Origin of the sequence: Micromonospora wenchangensis (assembly GCF_002210435.1) — a bacterium.
In the GTDB taxonomy this organism is placed as follows: Bacteria; Actinomycetota; Actinomycetes; order Mycobacteriales; family Micromonosporaceae; genus Micromonospora; species Micromonospora wenchangensis.
This window is the reverse complement of the sequence record NZ_MZMV01000040.1, coordinates 14093-30955: the sequence shown is the minus strand read 5'-3', so window position 1 is coordinate 30955 and position 16863 is coordinate 14093. Positions and strand designations below refer to the sequence as shown.

Genomic DNA, 16863 nt, shown 5'->3' with positions numbered 1-16863 from the left:
ATCATGCTGACCGTCGCCGACCGCAACCCGCAGGGCCGGTCGAAGCGTTGTGCAGACGGGGGTGGCGAGCGATGACTCAGGAAACCGGAACAGGACGACCACGCTGGGTGTGGGGGCTGGCCGCCCTGGCCGTGGTCGTGCTGGTGGGGGTGGCCGCCCTGGTGGTGACCCGAGTGGTCCGCGACGACGAGCCACGGCGTACGGCCGGGCCGGCCGCCACCACCACCGGCCCGACGCCGACGCCGAGCCCCACCCCCAGCCCGACCCCGCCCCCCGGGGCCTCGATCACCGGCCCGCTCAACCTGCTCCTGGTCGGGGTGGACACCCGGGTCAGCGTGCCCGGCTGGGAACCGCACGGCGACGCGGTGCTGATCCTGCACGTGCCGGCCGGGCTGGACCGGGCGTACCTCTTCTCGCTCCCCCGCGACCTGGTGGTCGACATCCCGAAGTTCCCGAAGTCGGGCTACCGGGGCGGCCGGACGAAGCTCACCCACGCGATGAGCTACGGCAGCCGGGTGCCGGGCAAGCCAAAGAATCCCAGCGCCGCCCAGGGGTACGAGCTGCTGCGCAGCACGGTCAGCGGGTACACCGGGCTGCGCTTCGACGCCGGTGCGGTGGTCACCTTCAACGGCTTCGACCGGCTGGTCGACACCCTCGGCGGGGTCGACCTCTACGTCGACCAGCGGGTCCCTTCGCTGCACCGGCGGCCGGACGGCAGGTACCGCGAGCCGGCCCCGGGCGGCGGCGGGTACACCGGCCCGCAGATGGTCTACGAGAAGGGCGAGCGGCACCTCAACGGCTGGCAGGCGCTGGACTACGCCCGGCAGCGCTACATCGCCGGCGGCGACTACGCCCGGCAGCGCCACCAGCAGCAGCTCCTCCGGGCGCTGGCCGCCAAGATCCTCAACGAGAACCTGGCCCGCCAGCCCGACCGGGTCGAGCAGGTGGTGTCCGCGCTCGGCGACACCCTGGTCTACGCGGGCGGCCCCCGCATCGTCGACCTGGCGTACGCCCTCGGCGGGCTGAGCGCCGACCGGATCACCCTGGTCGGGCTGCCCGGCGACGGGGTGGGCAAGGGCAGCAGCTACCGGGGCGAGCAGCTCACCGGCGTCGGCAAGGGCTTCCTGCCCGCGCTCAAGGCCGGTGACGCCGAGGAGTACCTGGACGCCCACCCCGAGCTGCGGGTGAAGAACTGACCGTCTTGGGACGTGATCAGCGGCGGGTGGGTGGCGCTGGACGTTCGGTGCCGTACAGCCAGCCGGCGAAGAGGTCGTCGAGCTGCTGCCCGCAGACCCGCTCGGCGGTCGCCACGAACTCGGCGGTGGTGGCGTTGCCGTTGCGCTTCTCGGCCGCCCAGGTCCGCAGCAGGCGGAAGAACGCGTCGTCACCGACGGTCACCCGCAGCGCGTGCACCGCCATCGCGCCCCGCTGGTAGACCGACTCGCTGAACAGGTTCGCCGCCCCGGGCGCGGCCGGCGGCACCCGCCACACCCCGTCGTCGGAGGCGGCGTACTGCTGGTCGAAGGTGGCCTGCGCGCTGTCCCGGCCCTCGTGCTCGGACCAGAGCCACTCGGCGTACGTGGCCAGCCCCTCGTTGAGCCAGATGTCCTCCCAGCGGGCCACCGAGACGCTGTCGCCGAACCACTGGTGGGCCAGCTCGTGCGCGACCACCCCGGTGTTCTCACCGCCCCGGAAGAAGTTGGCCGAGTAGACCGGCCGGCTCTGCGTCTCCAACGCGTACCTGATCCGGGGCTCGTCGACCACCACCCCGCCGTACGCCGCGAACGGGTACGGCCCGAAGACGCTCTCCAGGTAGTCGGCGACCGTCACGGTGCGGGCGATCGACTCGTCGGCCGCCCCCCGGGGCAGGGTGTCGGCGACCGCGCTGAACACCGGCCGGCCCCGGTGCTCGCCGGTGGTGGTGCGGTACTTCCCGATCACCACAGTGCTCAGGTAACTGGCCATCGGGGCGGCCTCCGACCAGCGCCACGTGGTGTAGCCGCCGGCCGCCGGGCGCTGCCCCCTCGGCACCCCGTTGGCGACCGCGACCAGCCCCTTCGGCACGGTGATCTCGAAGTCGTAGGCGGCCTTGTCGGAGGGGTGGTCGTTGACCGGGAACCAGGTGCTCGCCGACTCGGGTTGGCCGAGCGCGACCGCACCGTCGGCGGTGTGCAGCCAGCCGCCCTCGCCGATCGTCTCGTTACGCAGCGGCTCCGGCCGGCCGTCGTACCCGACCTGGACGGTGAAGGCCGCCCCGGCGCGCACCGGCGCGGCCGGGGTGACCACCAGCTCGGTGCCCTCGCGGGTGTGCCGGGCCGGGTTGCCGTCCACGGTCACCCGGCGCACCGTCAGCCCGGCCAGGTCGAGGTGGAACAGCGGCAGGTCGGCCCCGGCGGTGGCCCGGACGGTGGCGTCGCCGCGCAGCTCGTCGCTGGCCGGGTCGTAGCGGACCTTGAGGGTGTACCGCTCGACGTCGTATCCGCTGTTGCCGGCGGTCGGGAAGTACGGGTCGCCGACCCCGGCCGGGCCGGGGGTCACGCCAGGGGTCGCCCCGGGCGTCGGGGTCGACCGGGGTTCCCGCCGGGGTTCCGGGTCGGCGGTGCAGCCGGCCAGGGCGAGCGCCACGGTGACGAGCAGCGCGAGGCCGCGCCGGTTCCGGCTCATGGCCACCTTCGTCCCCCGTTCGCCGCCACCGTCCGCGCAGCCTACCGAGCCGGCCGGCCCCGCGTGCCCGCAACGCCGCACGACGAGCGGGGCGACGGTACGGCCGGCCGGCCCCACGGTGGTGGAGCCGGCCGGCCGCAGCGGACCCGGGTCAGCGGTCGAGGACCAGCCCGACCCGCTGGAACTCCTTCAGGTCGCGGTAGCCGCACTTAGCCATCGCGCGACGCAGCCCACCGAACAGGTTGAGCTGGCCGTCCGGCTCGTCGGCGGGGCCGAACAGCAGCCGCTCCATCGAGCCGAGTGGCTCACCGGCCACCTCGAACGCGCCACGCGGCAGGGACGGGTGGCTGGCCGCCGAGTGCCACCAGGCACCGCCGGCCGGGGCCTCCTCGCACAGCGACAGCGGTTCGCCGAGCATCACCGCGTCCGCGCCGCAGCCGAGCGCCTTCGCGATGTCGCCGGAGGTCTGGATGTCGCCGTCGGCGATGAGGTGCACGTAGCGTCCACCGGTCTCGTCGAGGTAGTCGCGGCGGGCCGCGGCGGCGTCGGCGATCGCGGTGGCCATCGGCACCCGGATGCCGAGCACCGACTCGCTGGTCGACCAGTCGTCACCGCCGATGCCGACGATCACCCCGGCCGCGCCGGTACGCATCAGGTGCAGCGCCGTCTTGTAGTCGGTGCAGCCGCCGACGACCACCGGCAGGTCGAGGTCGGCGATGAACTCCTTGAGGTTCAACGGCTCGTCGGTGGTCGAGACGTGCTCGGCCGAGACGATGGTGCCCTGGATGACCAGGATGTCGACGCCCGCGTCCAGGATCACCGGGGCCAGCGCGAGGGTGTGCTGCGGGGACACCCGGACGGCCACCGTGCTGCCGCCGGCCCGCAGCTCGCGGACCCGCTCGGCGATCAGGTCGGGTCGGATCGGCTCGGCGTAGACCTCCTGGAGCCGCTTGGTCGCGCGGGCGTCCTCGCCCAGCCCGGCCAGCTCCTCAAGCACCTTGGTCGGGTTCTCGTAGCGGGTCCAGAGGCCCTCGACGTTGAGCACGCCGAGGCCGCCGAGCTGCCCGAGCCGGACGGCCGAGGCGGGGCTCATGGTGGCGTCCGACGGGTGGCCGACGCAGGGGATGTCGAACTGGTAGGCGTCGAGCTGCCAGCCGGTGGAGACGTCGTCGACGTCCCTGGTCCGCCGGCTGGGCACGATGGCGATGTCGTCCAGGTGGTAGCCGCGCTGCGCGGTCTTGCCCAGCCCGATCTCGACCACGTCACGCATGAGGGACTCCAGGTGGTTTGGGGTGGTGGGTCAGCGGGTGTGGTAGTTGGGGGCCTCGACGGTCATCTGGATGTCGTGCGGGTGGCTCTCCTTGAGCCCGGCCGCCGTGATCCGGATGAGCTGGCCCCGGTGGTGCAGGTCGGGGATGTTCTCCGCCCCGGCGTACCCCATCGCCAGCCGCAGCCCGCCGACGAGCTGGTGGGCCACCCGGGACAGCGGCCCCCGGTAGGGCACCTGGCCCTCCACGCCCTCCGGCACCAGCTTGTCGTCGCTGAGCACGTCCTGCTGGAAGTAGCGGTCCTTGCTGTACGACTTGGCCTGCCCCCGGGACTGCATCGCGCCCAGCGACCCCATCCCCCGGTACGCCTTGAACTGCTTGCCGTTGACGAAGATCAGCTCGCCGGGGCTCTCCTCGCAGCCGGCCAGCAGGCTGCCGAGCATCACCGTGTCGGCACCGGCCACCAGGGCCTTGGCGATGTCGCCGGAGTACTGGATGCCGCCGTCGCCGATCACCGGGACGCCGGCCGGCCGGGCCGCGCGGGCCGCCTCCATGATCGCGGTCACCTGCGGCACCCCGACCCCGGCGACGATCCGGGTGGTGCAGATGGCACCCGGGCCGACCCCTACCTTGACGCCGTCGGCACCCGCGTCGACCAGGGCCTTCGCCCCGGCGTAGGTGGCCACGTTGCCGCCCACGATGTCGATCGTGACGTCGGCCTTGAGCCGGCGGACCATGTCCAGCACGGCCCGCTGGTGGCCGTGCGCGGTGTCCACGATCAGCACGTCGACACCCGCGTCGACCAGGGTCCGGGCCCGCTTGTAGGCGTCCTCGCCGACCCCGATGGCGGCGGCGACCCGCAGCCGGCCGGCGTCGTCCTTGGTGGCGTCCGGGTACTGCTCGCTCTTGGTGAAGTCCTTGACGGTGATCAGGCCGCGCAGCCGACCGGAGTCGTCCACGATCGGCAGCTTCTCGACCTTGTGCTGGCGCAGCAGCGTGAGCGCGTCGTCCTTGCTCACCCCCACCGGGGCGGTGACCAGCGGCGTCCGGGTCATGATCGCGTGGACCGGGGTGGCCGGGTCGGAGACGAACCGCATGTCCCGGTTGGTGACGATGCCCACGAGCTGGCCCTCGCCGTCGACCACCGGGACGCCGGAGATGCGGTAGCGGCCGCACAGCTCGTCGACCTCTCGCAGGGTGTCCTCGGGGCTGGCGGTCACCGGGTTCGTGATCATGCCGGACTCGGAGCGCTTGACCAGGTCGACCTGGAGCGCCTGGTCCTCCAGGGAGAGGTTGCGGTGCAGCACGCCGATGCCGCCCTGGCGGGCCATCGCGATCGCCATCCGGGCCTCGGTGACGGTGTCCATCGCGCTGGACAGCAGCGGGATGGACAGCTCCACGTTGCGGGTGAGCCGGGTGCGGGTGTTCACCCGGCTGGGCACCACGTCCGACTCGCCGGGCTGGAGCAGCACGTCGTCGAAGGTCAGGCCGAGCGGCACCACCCGCGCCGACCCGGCCGGCAGCTCCGGCAGGTGGCCGCCCCACTCGCCGCTGTCGACGCCGGCCGGAAGATCGGTGCTGGGCGAATTCTCCACGATTGCTCCCCTGAGCTGCTCGGACGGGATTCAGCGAGGCGGCGCGCGCGGCACCGGCGCACGCCGGGGTGACGGCGAGTCGTCTCATCGTACCCACTGAGCAGGGCGACCCTCGTCGGCGACCGGTCGGGGTCGGCGACGCCACAGCGACCGCCGGGGGGCGCGTGCGGCGAGGGTTGGGTCTACGGTGAGGGGGTGCACGACGAGCCCATCGACCCGTTCAACGGCGACCCGGCCGATCCGGCTGCGGGGCTGGACGATCCGGGCGACGACGCCCCGCTCGACCCGCTGACCGAGGTCGAGCGGCAGGACGTGCTGGAAGACCTCGCCGACCTGGAGATCTACCAGGCCCTGCTGTCCCCGATCGGGGTACGCGGGCTGGTCATCGAGTGCGAGGACTGTCGCGAGCCGCACTACTTCGACTGGGACCTGCTCCGGGGCAACCTGCGGCACCTGCTCAGCTCGGGCCGACCCCGGGTGCACGAGCCGGCCTACGACCCCGACCCGGACCACTACGTCACCTGGGACTACGCCCGGGGCTACGCCGACGGGGTGCACGACACGCTCACCGAGTCCGCGGGCGACGACACCGACTCCGACGACTGACCCCCGGGGAGACCCGACTCGCCACCGCCGGACCGACCGGGTCGGGGACGGGAGCGCTCAGGCGACCAGGCCGGCGCGGAAGCCGGCGGCCACCGCGTGCGCCCGGTCCCGCGCGCCGAGCTTGCGGAACAGCCGCCGGGCGTGCGTCTTGACGGTGTCCTCCGAGACGAACAACTCCCGCCCGATCTCCGCGTTGCTCTTGCCCTCGGCCATGCCGAGCAGCACCTGCAGTTCGCGTTCGGTCAGCCCGACCGAGGTCCGGCCGGCGCGCGCGCCGGGGGTCGGGCGCGGCAAGCCGGCGGCCGGGGTCGGCTCGGCCGGTGTGCCCTCCGGCTCCCCCTCGACCTCGTCGTCGCCGCGTTGCACGGGCACCACCGACGGCGCGCCGGGCGTGCCGTCGGCCGGCGGCGGTGACCAGCCCGGCGCGGGTGGGCGACCGGGTCGCGGGGGCGCGCCTACCGCGGCGGTGTCCCGGGCGGGGTCGGCGACCCGGTGCCGGGCGGGGCGGCCGGGCGCTGCGAGCAGCAGCAACGCCTTCGCCACCGCGCTGGTCAGGTCGTGGTCGGCGCCCTGGATCAGGCCCCGCGCCCCGGCGCTGATGGTGGCCGCCGCCGCCTCCGACTCCTCGGTGCCGAGCAGCAGCACCGCGGCCTGCGGGGCGCGGGCGAGCACCCGGCGCACGAAGCCGGCGCTGTCCGGCCGGGTGAGCGCCGTGTCGGCCAGCACCACGTCGACCGGGCGCTCGGCGAGCCGCAGCATCACCTCGGGATCGGAGACGGCTGTCCGGACGACCGCGGCCAGGCCGAGTCGCGCCGCCGCATTGGTCAACTGCTGCGCGGCGATCGGTGTCCGAACGCATACGAGAACGGTACGCACGGTGGTCTCCTCTCCGGACACGAGCAGACCATGACGGGGTCCACCGGGGAGGAGGTTCCGGGCAATCCTCTGAACTTTTCCGACATTTGGGTCATATGCCGCAGGAGGCTTCGGGTTTTCGATCTCAACACGTGTGAGTCGGCGAGGGTTCGGGTACCGAGGCTCCACGCCGGAAACGGGGTACGCCAGCGCGGACCACAGCCCGGACGCCGGTTCAACGAGGATCTCCGCGGTGCCGCGCGGGAGGAGGGGTGCTGATGTCGAACGTACGTAGACTGCCCGGACCCATCGTCGACCTGTGGGACTGGCAGCGTCTCGGCGCCTGTCGGGGCCGGGACAGCGCGCAGTTCTTCCACCCGGACGGCGAGCGCGGTTCGTCCCGACTGCGCCGGGAGTCCGGCGCGAAGTCCGTCTGCCAGGCCTGCCCCGTGCGGGCCGAGTGCGCGGCGCACGCCCTGTCCGTGCGGGAGCCGTACGGCGTCTGGGGCGGCCTCAGCGAGTCCGAGCGGCTGCGGCTGCTCGCCCTGGGCTGGGAGGACCTGGCCGACCGCCGGCAGACCCGGGTGGACATCGCCCGCATGGAGGCCCGGCTCGGCGCTTCGCACAAGACCGCCGTACCGGCCCAGCGCAAGATCGCCTGACCGACCCACCACACCTCGACGAGGCCGCACTCCGATCTCCGGAGCGCGGCCTCGTCGTTTCCCGGCCCATGGTCACGACGCCGGGCCGACCGGGTACGAGAAGCGGGGCGGGCCCGGCATGGCCGGACCCGCCCCTTCATTCCACCCGATCCTGCTCCGAGCCGTCGCGCGGCTCAACCGGTACGGCGTTCGCCGCCGGTCGCGGGAGTCAGGAACAGCGGGGTCGCACCTGCGTCACGCCGTCAGCGCTGCAGGGTCAGCAGACCCGGCCGGTACGGCAGGAGGCCGTAGTCACCGCCCGAGTTCGTGGCGCGGCCCTGGTACAGCAGCTGCAGGTTGCACGGGTCGATCGTGTTCGTCTGGTCCGCGCTGGTGCGCAGCAGCTCGCCGTGGCTGATGTCGTTGGTCCAGGTGGCACCGCTGTTGGCCTTGCCCGCGAACGGGTTGTTGTAGGTCGTCGCGTTCGGCGTCCAGGTGCCGCCCAGGCTGGTCGCCGTGAACGAGCGGAAGTAGCGCTCCCAGCCGCTGGTCCTGGCCTCGATGATCATCAGGTACTGGTTGCGGCCCGCGACCTTGTATACCTGCGGCGCCTCGAAGATGTTCTCCGAGGTGTCGCTCATGATGGTGGTGTAGTTGGAGCCGAAGCTGCCCGGGAAGTTCCCGATCGGCATGATCTGGCGGTAGATCTTGCCGTTGTCGCCGGCGAAGAACAGGTACATGTTCTGGTCGTCGCCGATGATCGTCTGGTCGATCACGCCGGTGCCGGAGTCGGTGATCTTCGCGGTCGACAGGGTCTGCGCGGCCGACCAGCCGTTGGCGTTGGCCGGGTTGGTCGACGTGCGGTACGAGAACGACGTCGGGCCCCACTGGTGGGCGAGAATCCAGATGTTCTTCGGCGCGAAGTAGAACAGCGACGGCGCGACGGTGCTCTGGCTCATGGTGTTCTGAGGGGCCGTGGCGAGCTGGTTGAGGTTGTCGACCAGGCCGAAGTTCATCGAACCCCAGCCGCCGGTGGCGCTGCTGCTGTGCGTCGTGGCGTACACCAACTGCTTGCCCTGGTAGGGGGCGATGGTGAAGTCCTTGAGTGACGCCCAGCCGGCCTTCGGCTGCGCCAGCGGGCCGGTCGACGACCAGCGGTAGGTCGTCGGCAGGGAGCAGTTGCCCGTCGGCGGCGGGGTGGTCGGCGGCGGCGTCGTCGGCGGCGGGGTGGTGGGCGGCGGCGTGGTGGTGGGGGGCGCGGTCGTCGGCGGCGTGGTGGGCGGGTTGGTGGGCGTCGTGCCGCCGTTGCAGGCCACCCCGTTGAGCGCGAAGCTCGTCGGGACGGGGTTGCTGGACGTCCAGGCCCCGTTGAAACCGAACGACACCGAGCCGTTGGTCGGGATCGCGCCGTTGTAGCTCACGTTCTTGGCGGTCACCGCCGAACCGCTCTGCGTCACGGTGGCGTTCCACGCCTGCGTCACCGACTGCCCGGAACCGAAGGACCAGGTCAGCGTCCAACTGCTCAGCGCGTCGCCCAGGTTGGTGATGGCGACGTTGGCGCCGAAGCCGCCGCCCCACTCCGAGGAGACCGTGTAGTTCACCGAGCAGCCCGCCGCCGCCGCGCCGGCCGGCAGCGCGGTGACCACCGACGCCGACGCCAGCAACGCGACACCGGCCGAGATCAGGCCAACATTGGCCGATCTGGATCTGGACATAAAGCACCCTCCTGACGGGATGGCGACCTGCACATTGGTGGTGGCCGTTGTTAGGTTAACGTTAACAGTCGCGTCAGGTATGTTACGGGAGCGCTCCCACAGCCTCAACCCTCGATATCACCGTGGAATTTTCGGCTATCCGAACATTGATCACTCTTGATGACTTGCGGTTGCCGGAAATTAGCGCACGGTGACTGTGACGCTGTGCCAGCCGGTCGCCCCGTCCGGGGCCACCGGGGCGGTCAACGGGGTCTGCGTCCCGCCGTCCCGGTCGGTCGCCCGCACCTGGAGGGTGTGCTCACCCGGGATCGCCGGCCACCGCCACGACCACTGCACCCAGGTGTCCACCGACACCGTCGGGGCGAGGGTCGCCTCCTGCCACGCGCCACCGTCGACGCGTACCTCGACCCGGCTGATCCCCCGGTGCTGCGCCCAGGCCACCCCGGCCACCGTCACCTCGCCGGCGGTGAGCCGATTACGTGCGCGCGGGGTGTCGATCCGCGACTGCGTCTTCACCGGCCCCTGCGCCGACCAGCCACGCGGCACCCAGTACGCGTCGAAGTCGGCGAAGCTGGTCAATTCCAGCTCGGTCACCCACTTGCAGGCCGACACGTACCCGTAGAGGCCCGGCACCACCATCCGCACCGGGAAGCCGTGCTCGACGGGCAGCGGCTCGCCGTTCATCCCCACCGCCAGCAGGGCGTCCCGCCCGTCGCGCAGCGCCGCCGTCGGGGTGCCGCAGGTCCAACCGTCGACCGACCGGCCGACCACCTGGTCGGCCCCCTCCTCCGGCCCCGCCTCGTCGAGCAGCTCCTTGATCGGCACGCCCAGCCAGCGGGCGTTGCCGATCAGGTCACCGCCCACCTCGTTGGAGACGCAGGCCAGGGTGACGTACCGCTCCACCATCGGGCGGGCGAGCAACTCGGCGAAGGTCAGCTCGATCGGGTTGCGCACCCGACCGTGGATGCGCAACCGCCAGGTCTCCGGGTCGACCTGCGGCACCACCAGCGCCGTGTCGATCCGGTAGAAGCCGCCGTTCGGCGTGGTGTAGGGGGCGAGCTGGGCCAGGGACAGGTCCGCGCCGGCCGGCACCGTGGGCGCCACCGCCGACGGGGTGGGCAACGCCACCGCCTGCCGGGCCGCCGACACCCCCCGTCGCCCGGCGAGCCAGTGCCCGCCCAGCCCCACCACGGTCGCCGCGCCCGCGAGCAGGCCCGCACCGCGCAGGAACCGCCGCCGGGACTCCGGGTCGGTCGACTCCAACGGCTCCCACCCGGCCGGCGGCCCGTCGTCCGGACCCGCCGGCACACCCGGCCCGCCGCCCGCCGCCGATCCGCCGGCCGGCGCACCACCGGCCGCGGAGGACCCGACGGCCGGCGCGGTACCGGCCCCGAGCGGCCCGGCGGCGGGCGACGTCTCCGCCGGGGACGGCCCGGTAGAGGCCGGCGGGGTGGCGGGCAGCGGGGTGGGCGGCTGCCAGGGCCAGGGGTCGAGCTGCCAGGGACCGGCCACGAAGGCCCAGAGCACCAGCCCGCCCAACCCCCCGCCGACCAGGGCGGGGAGCGCGTCGGCGGCATCCGCGCCGGCCCGGGTGAGCGCGGCGGCGACACCGAGCCCGGTGAACGCCGCGATGCCCACCAGCCCGACCGCGAGCCGACGCACGGCGAGCACACCGATCCCGGCGGCGAACGCCGCCAGCAGCACCGCCGTGCCGACCAGTAGGGCGATCTTGTCGTACCTGCCGAAGACGTCGATGGCGAACTGCTTGAGCGGCTCGGGGACCGTGTCGACGACCACCCCGCCGACCGCGATCAGCGGGGCGGAGCGGGGACCGGTGAGGACGGCGACCGGCTCGGCGACACCGATGGCCACCACGGCGGCGGTGACCCCGGCCAGCGCGGCGAAGCCACGGGGGGTGGTGCTCATCCGGCCAGTGTCGTCGATCGACCGGTCCGGCCGCCAACCACGTCACCGTTCCGTAAGCAGCGGTCACCGTACGCGTCAGGGCGCACCGCCGACGTCGACGGTGCGCCCTGAGCTAGGCGTACTACCGGGTCAGAAACCCGGGCCGTGCTGGTGGCCGTGACCGTGGCCGTGGCCGTGCCCACCGGCGGCGGCCGGCTCCGGCTGCTCCGGCTTCTCGACCACCAGGCTCTCGGTGGTCAGCAGGAGACCGGCGATCGACGCGGCGTTGGTGACCGCGTTGCGGGTCACCTTCACCGGGTCGATGATGCCGGACTTCACCAGGTCGACGTACTCGCCCTTGGCGGCGTCGAGGCCCTGGCCCCAGTCCTGGCCGGCGACCTTCTCCACCACCACGTAGCCGTCGTGGCCGGCGTTCTGGGCGATCCAGCGCAGCGGCTCGACCAGCGCCTTGCGCACGATCGAGACACCGACCTTCTCGTCACCGGTCAGGCCGAGGTCGTCGTCGAGCACCGAGCGGATCTGGGCCAGCGCGGCACCGCCGCCGGGAACCGTCCCCTCCTCGACCGCGGCCTTGGTGGCGGCGATCGCGTCCTCGATGCGGTGCTTGCGCTCCTTCATCTCGACCTCGGTCGCCGCGCCCGCCTTGATGACCGCGATGCCGCCGGACAGCTTCGCCAGCCGCTCGGCCAGCTTCTCCCGGTCCCAGTCGGAGTCGGACGCCTCGATCTCCTTGCGGATCTGGGCGACCCGGTCGGCGACCTCGGCGGACTTGCCACCGCCGTCGACGACCGTGGTGTTCTCCTTGTCGACCACGACGCGCCGGGCGGTGCCGAGCGCCTCCAGGCCGACCTGGTCGAGCCGGTAGCCCAGCTCCGGGGCGACCAGCTCGGCGCCGGTCATGATCGCCATGTCCTGGAGCATCGCCTTGCGGCGGTCACCGAAACCGGGGGCCTTGACCGCGCAGACCTTGATGGTCTTGCGGATCGCGTTGACCACCAGGGTGGACAGCGCCTGGCCCTCGACGTCCTCGGCGACGATCAGCAGCGGCTTGTTGTTCTGGAGGACCTTCTCCAGCAGCGGCAGCAGCTCCTCGATCGCCGAGATCTTCTGCGTGGTGATGAGGATGTACGGGTCCTCCAGCACCGACTCCTGCGACTCCGAGTCGGTGACGAAGTTCGGCGAGATGAAGCCCTTGTCGAACTGGAGACCCTCGGTCACCTCCAGCTCGGTGGTGAGGGTGGAGCCCTCCTCGACGGTGATGACACCGTCGCGGCCGACCCGCTCCATCGCCTCGGCGATCAGCTCACCGATGGTGGCGTCCTGCGCCGAGATCGTCGCGACGTGCGCGATCGACTTCTTGTCGGCCACCTCGACGGCCCGGCCGAGCAGCGACTCGGAGACCTTGGTGGCCGCCGCGTCGACGCCCCGCTTGAGGCCTGTCGGGTTGGCCCCGGCGGCCACGTTGCGCAGGCCCTCGCGGACCATCGCCTGGGCCAGCACGGTCGCGGTGGTGGTCCCGTCGCCGGCGACGTCGTTGGTCTTCGTCGCCACCTCCTTGACCAGCTGCGCGCCGAGGTTCTCGTACGGGTTGGTGAGCTCGATCTCCTTGGCGATGGTCACACCATCGTTGGTGATCGTCGGCGCACCGAATTTCTTGTCCAGGACGACGTTGCGCCCGCGCGGGCCGAGGGTGACCTTGACCGCGTCCGCGAGGGCGTTGACACCGTGCTCCAGCAGGTGCCGGGCGTCGTCCGAGAAGCTCAGGATCTTCGCCATGAATGTCCCTTCGAAGCGTCGTCGCCCCGGCCCGGCGAGCCGGACCGGGGCGACGACACGGGAATCGGTTGGTTACTTCTCGATGACCGCGAGAACGTCGCGGGCGGAGAGCACCAGGTACTCCTCGCCGGCGTACTTGATCTCGGTGCCGCCGTACTTCGAGTAGAGGACGGTGTCGCCGACCTTGACGTCGAGCGGCACGCGGTTGCCCTTGTCGTCGATCCGGCCGGGGCCGACGGCGAGGACGGTGCCCTCCTGCGGCTTCTCCTTGGCGGTGTCGGGGATCACGATGCCCGACGCCGTGGTGGTCTCAGCCTCGTTCGCCTGGACCACGATCCGGTCCTCGAGCGGCTTGATCGCAACCTTGGTCGCGGTAGTCACGGGCATACCCTCCTGGGGTACTTGGTTTCGTTGCCGGCCGAGAGTCCGACCAGCGTCAATCTGCCACATGCCACCGGGCGGGGCCGTCGTCGCGGGTGCCGGTCCGCCTGGCGTTCAGCACCCGGACCGGATGGCCCGGACGCTGGCACCCTCGGGGTGAGAGTGCTAATCGCAGGTTATTCCTCGGCTAGCACTCCGTCAAGGAGAGTGCCAATCTGCCGCCCTTCGTGTCGCCCGACGGAGCCATGATCAGCTCAAGGGTGGCGATGTCGCGGTGACCACACCGCTCCGACACCGCAACCTCGGCCCACCCGGTTCGATCGGCCGGGAGGACCGGACAATGGGCGGGTGGATCTCGACCAGTTCGCCGCGCTGCGTACCGCCGAGGGGTCGGCCGCGCTCGCCGCGGCGGCCGGGCTGGCCGGCGGCGACCCGCTGGTCGCGGCGGCGGCGCTGCGCTCGCGCGGGGTGCCCGCCGGGCTGGCCGCCGCCGCGCTGACCCAGGCCGAGCTGCGCCGCCGCGCGGTCGGCAAGTTCGGCCAGGAAGCGGCCGGGATGTTCCTCACCCGACCCGGCCTGGAGCAGGCCACCCGCCTGGTGGTCGCCGACCGGCGGGCCGCCCGGCTCGCCGCCGCCGGGGTGCGCACCCTCGCCGACCTGGGTTGCGGCCTCGGCGCCGACGCGCTCGCCGCCGCCCGCGCCGGCATCCGGGTGTACGGGGTGGAGGCCGACCCGGTCACCGCCGCGCTGGCCGCCGCGAACGGCGAGGCCACCGGGCTGGCCGGGCGGTTCACCGTGGAGTGCGGCGACGCGACGGCGTTCGACGTGACCCGGGTCGACGCGGTGTTCTGCGATCCGGCCCGACGGCGGGCAGGAACCGGACGGCGGATCTTCGACCCGGACGCCTACTCGCCGCCGTGGGACTTCGTCACCGGGCTGGCCGCACGGGTGCCGCACACCGTGGTGAAGGTGGCCCCCGGCATCGACCACGCCCGGATCCCGGCCGACGTCGAGGCGGAGTGGGTGAGCGTCGACGGCGACCTGGTCGAGGCGGCCCTCTGGGGCGGCCCGCTCGCCGGGGTGCCCCGCCGGGCGACCGTGCTGCGGGCGGGGCCCGACGACGCCGCACCCCGGGCCCACCTGTTGACCGGCACGGGTGAGGTCGAGGCGGGAGTCGGGCCGGTGCGGCGCTACCTGTACGACCCGGACCCGGCCGTGGTCCGGGCGCACCTGGTCGCCGAACTGGCCGACACCCTCGACGCGACGCTTGCCGACCCCAGCATCGCCTACCTCTACGCGGACACCCCGCGCCCCACCCCGTTCGGCAGGTGTCTGGAGATCGTCGACGTGCTGCCGTTCTCGCTGAAGCGGCTGCGCGCGCTGCTGCGGGAGCGCCGGGTCGGCCGGGTGGAGATCCTCAAGCGGGGCTCGGCGTTGTCGCCCGAGCAGCTACGCCGGGACCTGCGACTGGCCGGGGAGAATCCGGCCAGCCTGGTGCTGACCCGGGTGGCCGGCGCGCCGACGGTGCTGGTCGGCCGACCGGTCGCGGACGGGGGCGCGCCGGGCTAGCGTGTCCGGCATGGCGGGACAGGCCACCGCGGCGACGGCGCTGCTGACCAGGCGCGGGATCGCGTACAGCACCCACCCGTACGACGTCGCGCCGGACGCGCCGAACTACGGCGCGCTGGTCGCGGCGGCGCTCGGGGTGCCGCCGGAGCGGGTGTTCAAGACGCTCGTCGCCGAGGTCGACGGGGCGCTGGCGGTGGCGGTCGTCCCGGTCACCGGCGAGCTGAACCTCAAGGCGCTGGCCACGGCGCTGGGTGGCAAGCGGGCCGCGCTGGCCGACCGGGCCGCCGCCGAGCGGAGCACCGGTTACGTGCGGGGCGGGATCAGCCCGCTGGGCCAGCGGCGACGGTTACCGACGGTGGTCGACGTCTCCGCGTTGGACCACGACACCGTCTACGTTTCGGCCGGCCGGCGGGGCTTGCAGCTCCAGCTCGCCCCGGCGGACCTGGTGGCCCTCACCGACGCCGGTACCGCGCGGATCGCCGCCGGCTGACCCGGCGTCAGGAACCGGTCGCAGACCGGACACGCAGCGTGATTGCGGGGCGGGTGTCCCGGGGGTGACAACCGCGTTGCTGAATTGTTACCGCCGCCAACAAACTTCTGACCTCGGCAGTCTTGCGCCCGACTCGCGGGCGGGAATACGTTGCCGGACACAACAAAACACCGACCACTCCTCCCCCACCCTCGAAAGGACCCGTGCAGATGCGCAAGGGCTTCCTCACCTTCGCCGCCGTGGGCCTGCTGGCCACCGGCAGCATGGCCGCCTGCGGCGACGACTCCAGCAGCAACGAGGCCGGCGGCGACACCGCCAAGAAGCCGAAGATCGGCGTGATCCTGCCGGACAGCAAGTCCTCCGCCCGCTGGGAGACCGCCGACCGCAGGTTCCTCAAGGCCGCCTTCGACGCCGCCGGTGTCGAGTCGGACATCCAGAACGCGCAGAACGACAAGAACGCCTTCCAGACCATCGCCGACCAGATGATCACCAGCGGGGTCACCACCCTGATGATCGTCAACCTGGACTCCGGCACCGGCAAGGCCGTGCTGGACAAGGCGAAGTCGCAGGGTGTCGCCACGATCGACTACGACCGGCTCACCCTGGGCGGGTCCGCGCAGTACTACGTCAGCTTCGACAACGAGGCCGTCGGCAAGCTCCAGGGCGAGGGCCTGGTCAAGTGCCTGACCGAGAAGGGCGTCAAGAACCCGACGGTCGCCTACCTCAACGGCTCGCCGACCGACAACAACGCCACCCTGTTCAAGAACGGCTACGACTCGGTGCTGAAGCCGAAGTTCGAGTCGAAGGAATACACCAAGGGCCCGGACCAGTCGGTGCCGGACTGGGACCCGGCGCAGGCCGCCACGATCTTCGAGCAGATGCTCACCCAGACCGGCGGCAAGATCGACGGTGTGCTCTCCGCCAACGACGGCCTCGGCAACGCGGCCATCTCGGTGCTGAAGAAGAACAAGCTCAACGGCAAGGTCCCGGTGACCGGCCAGGACGCCGACGTGACCGGCCTGCAGAACATCCTCGCCGGTGACCAGTGCATGACCGTCTACAAGGCCGTCAAGAAGGAGGCCGACGCGGCCGCCGAGCTGGCCATCGCCGTGGCCAAGGGCGAGCGCAAGGAGACCGGGCAGACGGTCAAGGACCCGGAGAGCGGCCGGGACGTCCCGTCCGTGCTGCTGGAGCCGAAGGCGATCGACAAGGCCACCGTCAAGGACGTCGTGGCCGACGGCTACGTCGACAAGGCGAAGCTCTGCACCGGCGCGTACGCCGCGCTCTGCACCGCCAACGGCATCAGCTGACCGTACGACGAGCGTCGTACCCCGTCGACGCGACGCCGCCCGGCACGGAACCTCGTGCCGGGCGGCG

Annotated in this window: 13 protein-coding genes and 2 pseudogenes; 6 read left to right on the top strand and 9 right to left on the bottom strand. The window is 72.4% G+C overall.

The window, feature by feature from the left end; genetic code table 11:
- Positions 1-71: 71 nt before the first annotated feature.
- Positions 72-1196, top strand: coding sequence for an LCP family protein (locus B5D80_RS21870; protein ID WP_088645787.1), 1125 nt, complete (start codon positions 72-74; stop codon positions 1194-1196).
- Between the two features lie 16 nt (positions 1197-1212).
- Here the strand turns inward: B5D80_RS21870 and B5D80_RS21865 are convergent, their stop codons facing one another.
- The 3 genes from B5D80_RS21865 to guaB form a co-directional block, all read right to left on the bottom strand.
- Positions 1213-2664: a M1 family metallopeptidase gene (locus B5D80_RS21865; RefSeq protein WP_088645786.1), complete on the bottom strand. Its 1452-nt coding sequence runs from the start codon at positions 2662-2664 to the stop codon at positions 1213-1215.
- 151 nt (positions 2665-2815) lie between these two features.
- Positions 2816-3934 carry a GuaB3 family IMP dehydrogenase-related protein gene (locus B5D80_RS21860; RefSeq protein WP_088645785.1) on the bottom strand — a complete coding sequence of 373 codons (1119 nt, stop codon included), beginning with the start codon at positions 3932-3934 and terminating at the stop codon, positions 2816-2818.
- Between the two features lie 30 nt (positions 3935-3964).
- Positions 3965-5527: an IMP dehydrogenase gene (guaB, locus tag B5D80_RS21855; protein ID WP_088645784.1), complete on the bottom strand. Its 1563-nt coding sequence runs from the start codon at positions 5525-5527 to the stop codon at positions 3965-3967.
- A gap of 195 nt (positions 5528-5722) precedes the next feature.
- Between guaB and B5D80_RS21850 the strand changes: the two genes are divergently transcribed.
- Positions 5723-6133, top strand: a complete 411-nt coding sequence (locus tag B5D80_RS21850) for a DUF5319 domain-containing protein (RefSeq protein WP_088645783.1) — start codon at positions 5723-5725, stop codon at positions 6131-6133.
- 57 nt (positions 6134-6190) lie between these two features.
- On the opposite strand, the gene B5D80_RS21845 is transcribed toward B5D80_RS21850, so the two are convergent.
- Entirely contained in the window at positions 6191-7009 is an 819-nt protein-coding gene (locus tag B5D80_RS21845) for a helix-turn-helix transcriptional regulator (protein WP_088645817.1), read from the bottom strand.
- A 257-nt stretch (positions 7010-7266) separates the two neighbouring features.
- Between B5D80_RS21845 and B5D80_RS21840 the strand changes: the two genes are divergently transcribed.
- Positions 7267-7650, top strand: coding sequence for a WhiB family transcriptional regulator (locus B5D80_RS21840; protein ID WP_088645816.1), 384 nt, complete (start codon positions 7267-7269; stop codon positions 7648-7650).
- Between the two features lie 242 nt (positions 7651-7892).
- Here B5D80_RS21840 and B5D80_RS21835 read toward each other — a convergent pair whose 3' ends face one another.
- From B5D80_RS21835 to groES, 5 genes and pseudogenes are all read right to left on the bottom strand, one after another.
- The gene (locus tag B5D80_RS21835) at positions 7893-9344 is read right to left on the bottom strand and encodes a non-reducing end alpha-L-arabinofuranosidase family hydrolase (RefSeq protein ID WP_088645782.1); all 1452 of its coding nucleotides are present in this window, start codon (positions 9342-9344) and stop codon (positions 7893-7895) included.
- Positions 9345-9524: 180 nt separating this feature from the next.
- Positions 9525-10661, bottom strand: a pseudogene (locus B5D80_RS21830) (molybdopterin-dependent oxidoreductase); the annotation flags it as partial.
- A gap of 144 nt (positions 10662-10805) precedes the next feature.
- A pseudogene (locus B5D80_RS35145) lies at positions 10806-11270 on the bottom strand (molybdopterin-binding oxidoreductase); the annotation flags it as partial.
- A 129-nt stretch (positions 11271-11399) separates the two neighbouring features.
- A complete protein-coding gene (gene groL / locus B5D80_RS21825) occupies positions 11400-13046 on the bottom strand; it encodes a chaperonin GroEL (RefSeq protein WP_088645780.1) in 1647 nt (548 codons plus the stop codon).
- 72 nt (positions 13047-13118) lie between these two features.
- Positions 13119-13433, bottom strand: a complete 315-nt coding sequence (gene groES / locus B5D80_RS21820; RefSeq protein WP_084261531.1) for a co-chaperone GroES — start codon at positions 13431-13433, stop codon at positions 13119-13121.
- 342 nt (positions 13434-13775) lie between these two features.
- Here groES and B5D80_RS21815 point away from each other — a divergent pair, with 342 nt between their 5' ends.
- The 3 genes from B5D80_RS21815 (at position 13776) to B5D80_RS21805 (ending at position 16796) form a co-directional block, all read left to right on the top strand.
- Positions 13776-14996 carry a THUMP-like domain-containing protein gene (locus B5D80_RS21815; RefSeq protein WP_088645779.1) on the top strand — a complete coding sequence of 407 codons (1221 nt, stop codon included), beginning with the start codon at positions 13776-13778 and terminating at the stop codon, positions 14994-14996.
- A gap of 10 nt (positions 14997-15006) precedes the next feature.
- Positions 15007-15486, top strand: a complete 480-nt coding sequence (gene ybaK / locus B5D80_RS21810) for a Cys-tRNA(Pro) deacylase (protein ID WP_088645815.1) — start codon at positions 15007-15009, stop codon at positions 15484-15486.
- Positions 15487-15695: 209 nt separating this feature from the next.
- Entirely contained in the window at positions 15696-16796 is a 1101-nt protein-coding gene (locus B5D80_RS21805; protein WP_088645778.1) for a sugar ABC transporter substrate-binding protein, read from the top strand.
- The last annotated feature ends 67 nt before the right edge of the window (positions 16797-16863 follow it).